The 16,503-nt window shown below is 45.0% G+C and carries 10 protein-coding genes; 7 read left to right on the top strand and 3 right to left on the bottom strand.

What is annotated here, in order from left to right; all coding sequences use genetic code 11:
* Window positions 1-102 precede the first annotated feature (102 nt).
* The 5 genes from ACJB0T_RS19045 to ACJB0T_RS19025 all read left to right on the top strand — a co-directional run bounded on the left by ACJB0T_RS19045 (window position 103) and on the right by ACJB0T_RS19025 (window position 10,052).
* Window positions 103-1,125 carry a transposase gene (locus tag ACJB0T_RS19045; RefSeq protein ID WP_479291800.1) on the top strand — a complete coding sequence of 341 codons (1,023 nt, stop codon included), beginning with the start codon at window positions 103-105 and terminating at the stop codon, window positions 1,123-1,125.
* Window positions 1,126-1,139: 14 nt separating this feature from the next.
* Complete coding sequence (locus ACJB0T_RS19040; RefSeq protein WP_479291799.1) at window positions 1,140-1,529, top strand: VanZ family protein; 390 nt, start codon at window positions 1,140-1,142, stop codon at window positions 1,527-1,529.
* Between the two features lie 565 nt (window positions 1,530-2,094).
* Complete coding sequence (locus tag ACJB0T_RS19035; protein ID WP_479291797.1) at window positions 2,095-5,313, top strand: hypothetical protein; 3,219 nt, start codon at window positions 2,095-2,097, stop codon at window positions 5,311-5,313.
* Window positions 5,314-5,331: 18 nt separating this feature from the next.
* A complete protein-coding gene (locus ACJB0T_RS19030) occupies window positions 5,332-7,377 on the top strand; it encodes a hypothetical protein (RefSeq protein ID WP_479291795.1) in 2,046 nt (681 codons plus the stop codon).
* A gap of 68 nt (window positions 7,378-7,445) precedes the next feature.
* Window positions 7,446-10,052: a S8 family serine peptidase gene (locus tag ACJB0T_RS19025; RefSeq protein WP_479291793.1), complete on the top strand. Its 2,607-nt coding sequence runs from the start codon at window positions 7,446-7,448 to the stop codon at window positions 10,050-10,052.
* 675 nt (window positions 10,053-10,727) lie between these two features.
* On the opposite strand, the gene wecA (ACJB0T_RS19020) is transcribed toward ACJB0T_RS19025, so the two are convergent.
* From wecA (ACJB0T_RS19020) to ACJB0T_RS19010, 3 genes are all read right to left on the bottom strand, one after another.
* A complete protein-coding gene (wecA, locus tag ACJB0T_RS19020) occupies window positions 10,728-11,804 on the bottom strand; it encodes a UDP-N-acetylglucosamine--undecaprenyl-phosphate N-acetylglucosaminephosphotransferase (protein WP_479291791.1) in 1,077 nt (358 codons plus the stop codon).
* A gap of 171 nt (window positions 11,805-11,975) precedes the next feature.
* On the bottom strand, window positions 11,976-13,061 hold the full coding sequence (gene wecA / locus ACJB0T_RS19015) for a UDP-N-acetylglucosamine--undecaprenyl-phosphate N-acetylglucosaminephosphotransferase (RefSeq protein ID WP_479291789.1): 1,086 nt from the start codon (window positions 13,059-13,061) through the stop codon (window positions 11,976-11,978).
* Window positions 13,062-13,404: 343 nt separating this feature from the next.
* On the bottom strand, window positions 13,405-13,635 hold the full coding sequence (locus ACJB0T_RS19010; RefSeq protein ID WP_479291787.1) for a hypothetical protein: 231 nt from the start codon (window positions 13,633-13,635) through the stop codon (window positions 13,405-13,407).
* Window positions 13,636-13,965: 330 nt separating this feature from the next.
* On the opposite strand from ACJB0T_RS19010, the gene ACJB0T_RS19005 reads away from it, so the two are divergent.
* Both ACJB0T_RS19005 and ACJB0T_RS19000 read left to right on the top strand, forming a co-directional pair.
* Window positions 13,966-14,961 carry an alpha/beta hydrolase gene (locus tag ACJB0T_RS19005; protein ID WP_479291786.1) on the top strand — a complete coding sequence of 332 codons (996 nt, stop codon included), beginning with the start codon at window positions 13,966-13,968 and terminating at the stop codon, window positions 14,959-14,961.
* Window positions 14,962-15,080: 119 nt separating this feature from the next.
* A complete protein-coding gene (locus tag ACJB0T_RS19000; protein ID WP_479291785.1) occupies window positions 15,081-16,433 on the top strand; it encodes an MBL fold metallo-hydrolase in 1,353 nt (450 codons plus the stop codon).
* The last annotated feature ends 70 nt before the right edge of the window (window positions 16,434-16,503 follow it).

Below are 16,503 nucleotides of genomic sequence, written 5' to 3'. Positions count from 1 at the left end.
TTTTGTGGTGATAAAACTACAGGACACCCATGTATTTGACGCTTCACCAATGACCAACTAGGCTTACTTTATCTGTTTAGATTTTGTTCGTTGGTGGTTGTCATGACTCAAGCTCGCTCAACTCAAGTATCCCTTCAAGACACGGCGCATTATCACTGTATTTCACGGTGTGTGCGCCGTGCTTTTTTGTGTGGTGAAGACCATTATTCAGGGCAAAACTTTGAGCACCGCCGAGTTTGGTTGGTCGAACGCATGCGCTTGTTAAGTCAGGTGTTTGCCATTGATGTGTGTGCATACGCCATTATGTCCAATCACTACCACTTAGTGCTGCATGTGAATACGGCTACTGCCGAGTCTTGGAGTCATCAAGAGGTTGCGCAGCGTTGGACGACGTTATACAAAGCACCGTTGTTGGTCAGCCGTTGGCTTGATGGTGATTTAAAATCTAAGGCAGAAATCAACAAAACCCTTGAGCTTGTTAATGAATGGCGTGAGCGCTTAACCGATATCTCTTGGTTTATGCGTAACCTCAATGAGTATGTTGCCCGTGAAGCCAATAAAGAAGAGGGCTGCAAAGGTCGCTTCTGGGAAGGGCGGTTTAAATCTCAAGCCTTGCTAGATGAAAAGGCTCTACTTAGCTGTATGGCATATGTGGATTTAAATCCCGTTCGGGCTGACATGGCTCAATCGCTTGAAGCTTCCGAGTTTACTTCTATCTATGAACGGATTCATTCAGTAGCGAGTCGGCAAGATAAAGGCAATGGTGAGATTGCCTCTTTGCCAGCAAAAGGCTTGGCAGGCTTTCTTGGTCATGAGCGAAACTCGCAGCCCTGCTTTGGAGTTGAGTTTTCTTTATTGGATTATTTAGCGCTAGTAGAAGCTTTAGGCCAAGTGGTGCGGCCAAACAAGCGTGGTTATATTCCGCCAGGTAATAATACGATTCTTGAACGGCTGAATATGAGTGCTGAGGAATGGCTAACACTGTCTGAAAGCTTTGGAGGCAAGTTTCGCTGTGCCGTAGGGACAGCCAAAGAGCTAGAAAGCTATGCGCTGCATACTAATCGAGCCTGGGTGGCAGGAAAGTGTTCAATGATGTCTAGCTCGCAATTTAAAATAAGTCAGTAGAAAATGGAAGTAATATGAATGTCCCAAAACTCTATCAGGCAGCGTTGGCGCACCCGCGCTCTTCATTAATCAGTAAGCTATGTCTAGCTTGTGTTCTTATTACCATTGTTTACTTATCCGTTACCCCAAATAATGCTGCACTCATTATTACGTTTGATGGTGCAGATAAAATCAAGCATGCCTTTGCCTATTTTGTATTAGGAATGACCGCTTCTTTCGCAATCCCTAAGCGCTACTATGTTCTGGCGCTAGTAGGGTTTTGGTTGATGAGTGGCGTGATTGAGTTTTTGCAAGGGATGCAACCAACGAGAACGGCGTCTATATACGATTTGATGGCCAATACGGTTGGACTAACCTTGGCTTATGTGACGATAAAAACTATTAACAGAACAACAGATATTTAGTGTGGATTGGTCATTAATAATTAGAAAGCGAGTAAGCGGTGATGAATCGCTTACTCGCTTTTTCTTTTGTGCTTAATCACATCGATTTATGAGAGAAAAATACAGGACACCCGCCCATGTATTTTTAAAGTTGATTTAGTCGTCAAGAATCGAATCACGTCGAGTGAGTTGCGGGCAAGGAGGCAGCACCCAAAAGAAGCACGAACTCTCACGGATGGAGTGCAAGTTGCTCACTTTGCTTGGTTATAGTGACGAGGAGGGTATCGTCACTTTAGAGCTTATGGCTCTCATGGTCTCATGACAATGTCCTTCTAGAACGGGTCTAAACATGCGTATGTGATTGCATTTTTAGGATTGTTGATTGAGGGTTAATGTATTTTAATTTTTTATTTGTTCTTGGTTTTTATTGATAGTCATGTAATTAACTAGCCTCCATTTTGATACATATATTGCAAAGGTATGATTTGGGTTCTCCATATCAATGGTGCTTATTTAGTTTGTGTCAGTAGAGTGTAAAATATACGCAAATTAACTGACATTCATCAATGCAACTAGGAAGCACAGCATGCAAAGGTATCGAAAACGGATATTATTCAGCTTAGTAGCCGCTGCTCTTGCTGGGTGTGGTGGAGGCTCTTCTGGCTCTCCGGAAACTACCCCACCACCAGAGCCCATTCAATTGAGAAGTATAAGTACTGAGCTTGTCTCGGGTAGGGTTACGTCCACAGCTAATCAACCAATCTCTGATGGTGAGGTTATACTAACGTTCCTTACAGGCGCTGGAGATGAACTGATTCAGTTGTCCGCACAGTCTGATAGTCAGGGCTACTATCGCGTAGATATACCTGCCATTTTAGCGGAACAGCACCAAGCGACTAAGTTGGTTGTGGTATTCAATAAGCTTGGTTTTACCTCGAATGAAAAAGTCGTGGATGTAGGTTCAACATCTGCCCGCTTTACCATTGACGCAATTTTAGCTCCCGTTGCTGTGACGACGGTCAAACGTTCTGAACTTGAGAATTTGGTGGTATCGGCAAATGGGACTCAGAGCCTGCGATTTTCGCTTGTCACTAATACTCAGGGGGAGCCTAGAATTCAGGTCGGAGATGTGACGGCAGCCTCCGACGAAGAAGTGAAGCTGTCCATTGACTTACCTGTCGCAAATATCCCAGAGAGTGTTGAGGCAATTAACAGTGAAGTTGCCTACTTTGACTCAAGTAATATGAGCGACTTGCAGAGTTTCCCTGGTGATTTTGTTGGCCAAGGAGAGACCGAGAACCAGGGGCAAGGCGTTTCATTTAATCGTGATGATAATGAAGAAGCCTATCGCTTAGTGTCGAGCACCTTTAGTCAAATTAAGCTCACGAATGAAAATCAAGAGCCCCTTCCATTAACAGATATATTGGCGAGTTCTGACTCTGCACCTTCGATGGTTATGATGGTGCCTCGCGGCTCGTATCCGACTATTCAAAAAGACTTTGACCTCGATACCGATGGCATTCAAATCCCTATTTACGTTTATTACAGTTCGCGGGGCTGGCAGTACGTAGGTAATGGTTTATTGACCACTGACTACGCTGGACTAGTCGCAGCGACGGCGGATGATGTTAACTTGGATGCCAATGGCAACATTACTCTCGATAGTGAAAATGACATCCAATTGTACGTTAAAGTGGAGATTACCGAAGCCAATGAGTGGATTCAGTGGATCAACTTAGATTGGCCTATCAAAACTGGCGAAAACATCGAGATGTGTTTCGATGGTACAGTCAACTATGGAAGTGATGAGAACTTTAGCGGCTATGTGCTCTTTAACTTGCCAGATGGCGGCAGCGATTGGGTTTATGCTGAGGATGGTCAATTCCAATATGTTGCTAATGTACTTGGCTCCGAAGGAAGTGTCACTAACTCTGAGAATTGGGGCATAAGCTTAGTCAACTCAAAAACAGGCAATCGCGAGTCTATTGACGTCCCTGCGAATCTAGAGGCTGGCTCGTGTAATGAGCTGCCAACGAAAGTATTGTTTAACCCGTACTCCTGTGATGTTACCGGTCATACCTATAAGTCAGACGGTACAACACCCGTTGAGCGTGTATTTGTTGAGATTGCTCACTCCCGTGGCATTGAATATGTGAGATCTGATGAGCAAGGCATGTACAGTCAAAAAGTGCTGTGTGACGATGACTTAACGGTGAGTGCTTTTGGTCAATCTAAAGCTGCATCTGCCTCTGTTGGTGAGCCTGCAGTGGTCGACTTCTCTCTTGCAAATCAACCACCGGTGCTTGCTGCACTGCGACGTGGCAGTGATGAGATCAAACTGGATGAAAGTGTTTCCTTTTCTTGGTTTGTTTCTGACCCTGATGGAGATGACGTTACTGTCGGTGTGAGTTGTGACGATGCACAAGACTGTCAGATAGAAGAAAGTGGTAATAAGGTGACCGTTAGCTTTGATTCGATTGGGTCTAAGTTGGTGACGATTTCTGCTTCTGATGCTTCTGCAAGTGTTGAAAAATCATTTCCTATTACGGTAAGGGATACGGATAACTTTGCACCGGAAATCATTAGCTTTGATTTTGAAGGCGTTAGCTATTCACCTGGCGCGACTATTCAAGTGAAAGAAGGCGCTCAAGCGGATATTTCTGCTTTGGTTCGCGATAGAAATGGTGACACGCTGATTTCTGCTTGGGATGGGTGTTTGGCCTCTGTTGGTCTATCGTGCTCGGTGGATTCTTCTAAGTTAGGTGCGCAAGCGATTTCACTTTCTGTCACTGATGATCACTCAGACTCGTTGACGACGATTGCTTCTATTAATGTCAATGTGGTTGAAGATGTCGCACCGACAATTTCAATGTTATCGGCGACGCCAAGTGCTGTTGGGAGTAATGGTAATGACAACCTATCTCCAATTACCTTGTTTGCTGAGTTCTCAGATGATTTTACCCCTCACAGTGAACTGACCTTTGTTTGGACATTGACCAATCAAGATGGGCAGGATTTTTCAGACCTTTTAGCTGATGCGAATGCCGCTGGTATTGTACTGGCAAAAGGTGATCTAGCGGTTGGTGAATATGATGTGGAACTTGCGGTTACCGACACGGCTGACTCTCCTCAGACGACGGTAAAAAGTACGACGTTTGTGGTGCAGGACAATGCCCCTCCTAGCGTAAGGTTAAACAGTGATACGCTGAACGTCATGATTGCAGCTGGCGCGACTTACGATAAACCAATTACCTTCGATACCGTTATATCTGATGATGATGGTGCCGATGGCTTGGTGATTGAGTGGGCCGTTAAACGTGACGGGGAAGATGCCACAAATTACTTGGCGGTGAGTGATGACAAGCAAGGTGCCACAATTGCGGCAAACACGTTAACGGCGGGAGTCTTTGTTGTGTCTGTTACCGTGACGGATAAGTTTAACCTTGAGTCGAGCTTTGAAGTATCTGTGACGATTACGGAGGATAAAGCACCTGTCATCCAATCATTTGGTGTGACGCCACAGAGTCAAAATGCTGATGAAGCAGGCTTCAATAGCGAAAGTATTGAGCTGGTGGCCGTTGGTTCTGATGAGGTTGACCAAAATGTCACTTATCAATGGACATTTACGCCGCAAGTGAATGCTCAAATCGATGAAGGGGTTGCCCAAATTGCTGCTGGCAGCTTAGGCGTCGGCTCTTATCAAGCGACGGTAGCGGTTAGTGATAGCCGTGACCAAACAACAACTCAAACTGTCACGTTCTCTGTTTTGGAGTTTAATGGAAACGTGGGAATCGTTATTGAATAATTTTGCAAAGGATATGTTATGAACTATCAATTTATGATGAAACCACTCGCAGTGATGATTGCCGCATCATTTGCGCTAGCGGGATGTAATAGTGAAACAGCATCGACAGATAACGGTGCTGTAGAGGTTGCACCAGCTAAAACAGCGTCTATTAACATTGGCGTGAAGTTTCCTCAACCAGAGGTTGGAGCTGCATGGGTCGGCAGTGCGACAGAGATCGAGGTCAGCTTCTTTAGAAACGATTTTGTTGGGTCGTTAGATGAAGCGGAAGATTTTGTTGATGCGAAACGCAATTGCGACAATGACTTCAATAATGGTGAACCGGTCTCCGTTGGCGATCAAAAACTGGAATGTTGGCAGCTGAGCAATGATGGGTTGCGACAACGTTTGGCGAAACAAGCCGTTTTAAGCCCAGAGGCGGCGACCGCCTCTGTGGAGCTGATTCCTGGTAAATATCGCGTGGAAGCGGAGTTTTTTGATGCGAATGATAACACCAGAGAAACCAGTGTAAGCTATATCGATATTGGTGAGGGGACGCATCAAATTGCGCTACGTGGTGTTGCTGCCACATGGACTGCAGAAACGCCGCTGGCGTTGCAGTTGCTGAACCAATCTTCTGATTTAGATTGGGATCCAAAAGCAGAGGGTGCTCAAACTCCAGCGCAAGCACTGGGTATTACCGGTGATGTGCTGGGGATGCACTTACCAAGCCTATTGAGCTACCCTGAGGGTTTGTCTGATGACGAGAAACAATATGGCTTCCTTACCGAGCACTTTTCCTCTAATGTTCAAACTGCTTTCCGTGATGACGGCATGGCAAGTCTTTATGTACCAGTCCTTCGAGTGTCGGATGGTAATGGTGGAGAGATTGATCTTCACCCTGAGCGAATGCATCAATCTGAGCACGTTGAGACAGAAGATGGCTACTCCTGGAGTGACTATGGTAAGTGGGCAAATTTAGCGGCGCTTTGGCAAGAATACAATGTCGAGAGCGGTACCATGAGTTACCCTGAGTTTGGTTCTCGCGGAGTGTATCAATCAACAAACAGTTTGGACGGCATTAATGCTCATGATAATGCGTATCTGATGTTTGGGGTGCCAAGCTCTTCTGAGCCTAATGATGGAGTAGAGGTTGATCGGGATGCGTATCATACGTTTACTTATGAATATTGGGATCATGAGAAGCAAGAGCAGGTTATTACGGATCTCACCATTGCTGAAATTAATACCAGCATCGAGAGCAATAACTGGGCTCAGCTGTACTTTGATGTTCTTAAAGGGCGTGAAAATACCATTGTCGATGGCAGCACCATTACGGGTTATCTGATTGAGGCGATGGAGTCGAGAACATCGAGCGAATCGACGGCTCTGCCTGCTGCATTTCTTGATGCTGCATTGAAAGAAATTGCTGCGCAAGAAGGGTTGACAGTGGAAGCGGCCTCCAACTGTAACACGACTGAAAACTCTTACACGAGCTACAGTAACCAATACTTATGGGATGAAGCCAACTCGCAATGGGTGGCGGGTACGACGAACCGACTGGCGGGAGGGCACGCAGGGAGCTATGTGTATGCTTATCCGAATGAGTTATCTAATCTCGAAAATGATCTTGAAAGGATAAATCAATATATTGCTGAACAGGAAGCTTATATCCAAGAGCACTTGGATCTTGGTGGCAACCAAGACGATATTCAGTGGGTATATGACAATATTGCTGTCTATGAAGGTCAACTTGCTACGATAACCCAGAATCTAGAAACGCTAGAGGGGATTCATCAGCAATACCTTGAAATTGCTGACTTAAATGGTGACGGTAGTGTTGAGTTGTTTGAGACTGGTGTTTATCTTGAGAACGCTTGGAACACGAGATGTGACCTGGACGTCGAGTGGATGGATGACTATCAAAAAGCGTACACATTTGGCTGTACAGATGTGGAAGCTAAGGAAACGGTACGTATCTTTGAAGAGGCGAATTCCATCAAAATGTGTGCTCAGCCATTTACGCTTAAAGCAAGTGAGTTAAGCATTACTTACTCTAGTGGTGGTGATGTTATCATCGACTAGCCGTTTGTATGGCTAATAAAAAATTAAGGGGGCTTGCGCCCCCTTGTTCTGCATCAAAAGGAGTCGTAATGCAGAGATTGTCTCGCCACGTCATCATGAGTTTGGCGGTCTTCAGCTACTTTTCAGTTGCAAATGCCACCGAGTGGCTCATTCATACAGAGAGCTCATTTGAGGGCGAGAGTTTGCTTCAAGCAAATTCAAATGACCACATCGAGGAGATTTATCGCTTTAAAAGTGGGGAGCGCTTATGGTTAGCGGACGATGCACACGTTGACCTTTCTGCACTGTTTTCGGCTGAGGAAGTGAATTATCTTCTTCCTAATTATGCCCTTGAAACTCATTCCCCAACAGAGAACTCACTTCGACACGAATACACGCATTCAGCCAACACAAACTCAGTCAGTCCGTTTAGTTCGTTGTTACCATCCGTTCAAAATGGTTTTCGTATAGCAGGCTTTGAACAACTGAGCGAGAGCGAGAGACAGTGTGACCGCTCTCGAATTGCAGTACTCGATTCTGGCGTGGATACATTGCATTCTAACTTTTCTCAGGTTCAGTTTGTTGACCCCTACAATGCCATCACTGACAGTGACAATGCGAGCGACGAATTTGGTCATGGCACACATGTGACCGGTATTCTTGCTGCTAACCATCACGCTGTAGTACAGGGGGCGTGTTCTAGTGCGACAGTTATGCCAATTCGCTTTTTAACTGGCACTGGTGGTGGAACTGTGGCAGATGCGATAAAAGGGATAGATTGGGCGATTGCTCATTCCGCCGATATTATTAACCACTCATGGAGTATCTTAAGTTATTCACAGCCCTTGTATGATGCACTACTTGATGCAAATGAACGCGGGATCATTCAGGTTGCTGCTGCCGGAAATTCGAACTACGACGTATCTGTTAACCCAAGCTACCCTGCGTCATTTTCTAGCGATATTCCTTTGCTGATTTCTATCGGGAACTATGATGCCAATAAACAAGCCAAAGGGGTAACGAGTAATTTTGGCTGGTCGAGTGTCGATATCGCTGCTCCGGGAACGATGATAGAAAGTTTGGCGCCGAATAATCAAACCCGAGTTGAGAGTGGTACTTCGATGGCTGCACCTTGGGTGAGTGCTGCGCTTGCGGTGAAAAAGCAAATCGCTCCTGCGGCTTTAGAGTTGAGCCAGCACAATGAAGCGACAGTGGCGAGCTTGTTACAAGTGGCAGCAACTGAGTCGGGGCTACTCGGTTATGTCCGAGATGGAAAGCGGCTCGATGTGAGTCAAATTACGGAAGAGATGGTAATCTTGCCACATGTTTTGAGCCTTGAGCGGCAAAGTGATGTGATTGTGCTTAAGGGTTACGCTTTAGATACCGTTTCTGAAGTGTGGTTTCAATCGGCGAAGGTGGATAGTCAGCCAGTCCAATTGGAATTTAATCAGAAAAACCCATCAACCATACAAGTGCCAAACTGGGATTTGACCGCTGGATGGTTTGAATTACACACTCACAATGGGAAAGCAACGCAGTATGGGTATTCACCGGATGTGCCAGCCCCTCGTTGGGTAGCTTCTCTGCCGAGTGACAACGGCAATATGATCACGTGGAGTGGTAATGATTATGTTGACGAGTACATAATTTATAAAAAGAGAAATGGTCGGTTTTATGAGTTAGCAACCATTGATGCCCCAAGCAATCAGTATCGCGATGAGCGGGGAATCGCCAGTGACTTGTATAAGATTCGCAGTCGCTACCAAACTGTGGTCGGAGCTCGACAGGTGGAGATGAAGTCTTCAATGAGCCAAGTTTCTATCAATAGTGAAGCTGCTTGGAACACCAATACGTTTGCTAATATTCCCGTAGGCTCAATGGCCCAACTGCCAATATTTAGTGAGCATAATAATGCTGAGTTTATGGTCCTGGAAGATGACGCCAATCTTGTTCGCGCGCTACATGAACATGTTTTGCATATTGATACAACGCATTCGGCGAATGGCACGATTCAGATTAAAGAAATAAACTCTGGCGATATTATCAGCTGGGCTTTGACCATCTCTGAGGTGCCGCAATGGCATATTACCTATAACGAGTCGCTGCTGACGTTGTTTGACATAGAAGCACAAGTACACTCTCTTCAGCTGCTCGATGATCATTCGTTACATATTACGGGGGAATGGCTAGAGGATACGGCTACGTTGCAACTGGTGCTGGATGATCCTAGCTGGCAGTTTGGCTCTGCTTCATTAAAAACGGCAGAGTTGAGTGATGACGTCGGTATGGTAACTAGTACTAAGACGGTAACATTGCAGCCTAAGGCGCCATTTTCTTCCGCGACATTCGATGTTACGTTGCAGTTCGACTTGGAATCTCAGGTGCAGCCTAGTGCAAGCAGTGACAGTCGCTGTTTTATTGCTACTTCGTTATATCCAGATGATGAAGCTAAGTTGATGTTTTTTAGGGAGGTGAGGGATAAAGTGCTGTTGCAAGTACCGCTCGGAGAAGACCTAGTCGACTGGTACTATGCGTCTTCACCAGTATGGGTGGAGCGGAGTGAGGAGACGCCATTGCTGAAAAATATGCTTCGCTTTGGTTTAGATGTTCTTTGGTTGCTGTTTCATTTTCCATATCAATGGCTGATTGTCGCATCAGTATGCATCTTCGTTCCATATTATCGATGGCGTCGATGATAAAACGGTAGCCTGGTCTTGGGTGGCGGGAAAGCGTTTTAATATACATTAATATATTAATGTACCGGACACCTATGTGTTATTAGTTTAGCAGCGAGATAAAAAATACCTTTTGACATACATCGCACTGGCATTTTATCTCTTTACGATGGAATAGTTTTCTCTCCATCGTTGTCCTAGTCACTCTTTTAATGACTCTTTCTTTGTTACAGTGTGGGCAATAGTGTTTTAATATCATAAGTCTAGCCTGGTATATATAGAAAGCATTACGATTCTGTGTGAAAAAATCGTCGCTAAATTTATTAAACAGCGTATGCTGTGAATCAATAGGATTAATATTTGTCTTATTTATCCCAGGCGAGTTTTAAGCCATTTCGCCGTTATAGGGATGTAAAACCTTGTTTGTCTCTCATAATCACGGCGTTTACGCTCTTGTTGGTTATGAGGCTAAATTTATTATTGATGAATGAGCTTAAAAAAACAATTGTGTTGCGACTTTTTTGATCGAGAAGGAACCGGAACTCACAGTTTGATTTTTTGAAAACTAAGCTAATTATGAGTTTTTGGGTATTCATTTGACTGGTTGATTATTTGTGGTGTGCGCATCGGCTATCCATAACCTTGGTTCGTCTATCTATTCGCTAAGCAAGGTTATGGATAATTGTAGATAACCTGTTATTCAGGTAGAGCTGGAGACTCCAGAGAGCTGTTTCCTTTCTTACGCAGGAAGCTCGTGATTCGCCAGATGTACGTAACACATAGGAAGTAAGCGCCAAAGCAGGCGATAAACAGGTAGAACATCACAGACTCTGAGATCTGCATATATTCACCATAAAGTCCGAATCCGGTTAACACCGACGCTAATAGGCAAATGGCGAACAAGGTTTGGATAGGAGATAGGCCAACACGCTGGCAAATGTGGTGTAAGTGCTCTCTGTCCGGCTTGAACGGTGAATCACCGCGACGAATGCGTCTTACCATAATGGTGACCATATCCATAAGCGGTAAGGCAATTAACCATAATGCTGTCACAGGACGCATTATGGCTTTGGTTTCGCCTTGACTCGCGCTGAGGAGTAGCCAGATCACGGTAAAACCGATCATCATACTGCCTGCATCGCCCATAAAGACTTTGCGCTTTCTGCCAAACATGCCAAGGTTCATGCCAATGTATGGGATCGCCGCGACGATGAAGATTAAACAAAGCGTTGTCAGTGCTTCAAAGTCACCTTGGTGTAGTAAGAAAGCAAGCGCACTGAATGTGACTATGCTTAAACCGCCCAATAGCCCATCTATACCATCCACCATGTTAAAGGCATTAATAGCGCCAATGACGCCAAATACCGTCACTAGTACAGCAAATCCACCAAGCTCTGTGTGACCTAAGCCAAACATATTGCCGAGTGTATGCAGTTGTAGATCAGCAAAATACATCATCGCAATAGACAGCATGGCTTGTGCAATCATGCGTGCTTTCACACTGATGTCATACTTGTCATCGGCAGCACCCAGTAGGGTGAGCGTCGCAATAGAGATAAGAAAGAGAGCCTGATGAGGAAGGTTTACCTCTAATAAGGTTGTGGTGATCACGACGGTTAAGCAGATCGCGATGCCTCCAACAAGAGGTATGCTGCCTTTATGAAGTTTTCTTTGGTTTGGTTTGTCAACAAGCCCTATGCGCTTCGCCACTAGTCGAAGCGCAAATAGCATCACTGTTGACAACACGAGCGCGAAGCCTAGCGTTGTTAGCATAATAAGTACTGTTTAGTTGTTTGAAATTAAGCCGATATGCACCTGGTTTTTATATGGGTTGCATATTATGTCGTCATTGTACCTGAAAAGTGAGCGTTTGTTTGAGGTTGCTTCCACTTTTCCTTGGCTTTTTAGAATTTTTTTGAATATCCATCAACCATTATCATACTTTCAGTGCCTGAGGGAGGGGGAACGATGCTGGTTTCTCAATCTTAAAAATGCAACAAATCGCATAGTTTTTATCTTGCATTGATAAAATAACAACGCGGTCACAACAAACACAGTAAATAGAGTGGACTCTGAAACTTCAGCGACTTCACCCACTATTCCAAACAGCATAAAACCAGCAGACAACGTGCAGATTACTCCGAGTGAGTGACCAGATTGTAAGCCTGCTCGCTGAACTAAGTGATGTAGATGCTGCCTGTCGGGCATCATGGGGGACCTGCCTTGACGCTTCCTTTGGTAAATAAGCGATGCCATGTCGAGCAATGGTACGGCAATGAGCCAAAGAGCTGTCACTGGATGTGCGGCGGTGCGACTCGTAGTCGAGACGTTATCCATGCCAGTGGGTTGTGTGGCTGCAAGTAAAAGCCAAACCATCATAAACCCAATCAACATGCTTCCTGAATCACCCATAAACACTTTTTTGTCTTGACCGAGTAAACCTAAATTAAAGGTAAGAAAAGGCAGAATAACCGCTAACATCGCCAGGCTAATGGTTAGATTGACAGTATCGTTATGGATGTGAAATAGCAGAGCTAAGCCCGCAAAGCTAATCCCAGAGACGCAGCCAAGTAAGCCGTCTATTCCGTCTATCATATTGAAAGCGTTAATGGCAGCCACAACGGCAATAATGGTAATGGGATACGCTAACCACCCTAGTTCGACCGCGCCAAAGCCCAATATGTCACCGAAAGTGGCAAGCTGCAGTTCGCTAAAGAGCACCAGTGCCACTCCGAGTAATGCTTGAACTATTAAGCGAAACCCTGAAGGGAGCGGGAACTTGTCATCAATGGCGCCGAGTGTGGCCAGCGTCATGATGGATACGATGAGCAAATAAGGTGGCTCATCAAGTGTGAGTAGAAATATTGTCAAGCACACTGCAATCGCTATGCCTCCGACGACAGGAGTAGGATTTTTGTGCCGTTTTCTGGCGCAGGGCGTGTCGATTAAACCAAGAGATGGCGCAAGAGAGCGCATCCCGCCGACCACTGTATAAGTGCAAATTGCGAGTAGGAATAGATGGAAAGCCATAACCAACGTCCGTGTTGTATTCGTTGTTGTTTATGAGCTGGCAGTATTGTTCATTATTTTTTTGGGATACGTGCCTGCTCTCAGAACAACTCTATGAACAGAAACTGGATTTAGCAACCATGCCATTTGCAAGAAAATGTAAGAAGTGATTTATAAGATCGAGGTTAATTGAATGAATAAGCTAATAAAAGTTCGTAGGATGTCACATTATTAGCGGTGAGAAGTACATAAACTAAAACACTAATTTGTGATCAATATCAATTACACTGTTGCTGGTACTGAATATTTAATATGCACTTAATTGCACATAGTTGAGGTGAAAGTAATATAAAAGTGATATTGATTAGTCGGGCATTCCACTTCTCAGCTTGTCAGCTTTTTTGAAGAAGGCAAATAAGCCAACACTCAAAATAGCAGATGCAATGGAATACAGGGCTAACAACGAGTCATCAGTCACTATACTAAACATTAGGGTACCAAATGCGATAAAGATAGTTGTGATCTCAATAATTCGACCAATCAGTTTATTTTGATGGCGGAAGTTGGCGTAACGCCATGTCAGTGCAAGTGGCATATTAATGAGTTCCTAAGCCGATTATTTCTACAACACACTTATTTTACGGACATACACCGTTAGTTCTTAACTTAATGGTGCTCGTTTTGGAACTAAGCTCATGTTTTTAATGAGTTTATGTGGTGTTTGATGCATATCATCTGTAGGGGCTAGACAAGCAATAGTTAGATTATATGAGTCTTATGTCCTGAGACGCGCTCGTTGAGTTTATTAAACTCTTTGCATTTTATCTCCTTGAGATGCCTCCTTGGTCGCAAATGACAATTAGTTATGCGCCAAATCCAACGTTGTTTTTTATGCTCAATGACTCAATGAGCAATAGGAGGTTGCGTGCTGTTTATTACTAACCGAATTCCCATCCAATCTGCGCGTTCAAAACAGAATCGCAAAATATCATTCAATACTCAAAATACCGATGTCTCGAAATGGCTCTATTTCTGTGAGCGCCGTGGAGAGGGGGAGTATGTCGAGATATTATCTTCAACCATGTTCACAAAATTGAAGGCGCTACCTGCGGAAACGCAGCTGCTGTTTTATCTGCATGGTTTTAATAACAACATGGAGCCGGATGTGTTTGAACGGAGCGCAAAACTACAAGCTCTCTTAGATAAGCAGCAACCAGGGTTGGCGTTAGTCGTGCCGATCATTTGGCCTTGTGATGATGACCATGTTGTCGCTATCGCAGACGATTATTGGGATGACCAAAAAGCGGCAGAGCATTCTGGATTGGCGTTTGCTCGGCTGTTTTATAAGTTTGATTGCTGGCGTCGTAGCGCTACCCAGCAATCGTCTCCGTGTTTGAAGCGAATGAATGTTGTTGCGCACTCCATGGGCAATAGGGTGTTGAAAAGTGCGATGTCATCATGGGTGCAGGATGAACGCTTAGGTGGTATGCCACTTCTTTTTAGAAATGTGTTTATGGTGGCGGCAGATGTCGAAAACCATTGCTTAGAAGAAGGTGAGGACGGGCGTTATATTGTTGATTCTGCAAAAAATGTGTTGGTGTTTTATGCCGGTGATGATTTAGCTATGTCGGCATCGAAAGTGGCAAATTTCAAACATATCACAGCATCTCGTCGACTTGGGATGACAGGGCCAGAGCGCCTTAGTGCGTTGCCAAAAAATGTGTATGAGTTCAACTGTGACCGTTTTAATCAGTGCTTTGATCATCCGGTTGGGCACAGTTACTTCTTGACTGACCGTGAGGGAGGAACCAGCCCCATCATTGGAAAGATGGTGAGTGCGATGAAGTGTGGTTTTGTTGAAGGTGAACGCAGCCAAACGTTGAGTGTTGTTGAGTCGATGGAACAAGAACATGAAGCGTGATCAAAAAGAAAGCTGCCAACATCAGAGAGAAACGCGCTGCTACCTAAATCGAATTAGGCATCGCTATCAAGACATTTACACATCGTACTCAATTTATTGAATGGTAGGAGGTCATACGAATGGAGCTTACGAGAGGGGTGTATGTCCTTCACCATGGGGGAAAACATACTGTCACAGGATCGTGTCATGAGCTGAATATTGAAGGTAACTCAATCCTTATCGATTGTGGGTTGTTTCAAGGTGGGGATGCGAAATCCAAATCGTTGGATATTGATTTTAGTTTGGCGGCTGTGCGAGCGTTAGTACTTACTCACGCTCATATTGACCATATAGGGCGTCTGCCTTGGCTATTTGCCGCAGGCTTTCGAGAGCCTATCTATTGCACTCACGCGACGGCACATTTAGTACCATTGATGTTGGAAGACGGACTAGCACTCCAATTAGGACTAACTAAATCCCAGCGCGCACATATTGTTCAGCTCATTAGCCGCAAGCTTAAACCTGTAGGCTACAACGAGTGGGTGCCTGTGAAAAACGCTAAGCAGCACTACTTTACCCACATTCGTTTTCAGCCCGCCGGGCACATATTGGGAAGTGCTTATGTGGAAGTGAAGTTGCCCAATAAAGAGATTGTGGTGTTTTCTGGTGATCTTGGCCCAAGTCACACGCCTTTGTTGCCCGATCCTAAACCACCCAAGCGCGCCGATTATTTGTTTGTGGAATCCACCTATGGTGATAACAATCATGACGACGTTGAAACTCGCTCTAAGCGACTGTTAGAGATTATTCAGCGTAGCCTCAGTGATGGTGGCGTCATTCTCATTCCTGCATTTAGTGTTGGGCGAACCCAAGAGCTACTTTTTGATATAGAAACGCTGCTGTCGCAATACCAGCTTAGTGAGCGCTTACCTATTATTGTTGATTCACCGCTTGCGGTTAAGGTGACCAATGCCTATCGACGCTATCGCAAGCTTTGGAGTCGGGAAGCAAAGGCTAAGGTATTGCGTGGGCAGCGGCCGCTCAGCTTTGATCAATGCATTGTGGTGGAGTCTCACCGAGAGCATGTAAGGCTGGTGAACCGGCTGGCGGCCACGGGTGAGCCAGCTATTGTGATTGCTGCTTCTGGGATGTGTCAGGGTGGACGTATTGTGAACTACCTTAAAGCACTGTTGCCGGATGACAGGACAGATGTGGTGTTTTGTGGCTATCAAGCTGGTGGTACGTTGGGGCGGGATATTCAGGCAGGACGTTCTTCCGTCACCATTGATGATCAATGCGTTGAAGTGAACGCTAAAGTACATACGATGTCGGGGTATTCAGCGCATGCGGATAAGAACGATCTATTGGCGTTTGTCAGTGGTTGTTCTGAACACTTAAAGCAGTTGCATTTGATCCATGGAGATAGAACAACAAAATCCAACTTCAAATCTAAGGTAAATCAAGAAATTGATGAGCTGGGTGTTATTGCGTGAATGACAGTTTCTGACAGAAGTCGACGGGTGCAAGTGGTCGCGATTAAAGTCCAGTTCAGGTACAATCTTG

Source organism: Vibrio sp. CB1-5 (assembly GCF_059412285.1).
This window is presented reverse-complemented; position numbering and strand designations above follow the sequence as displayed.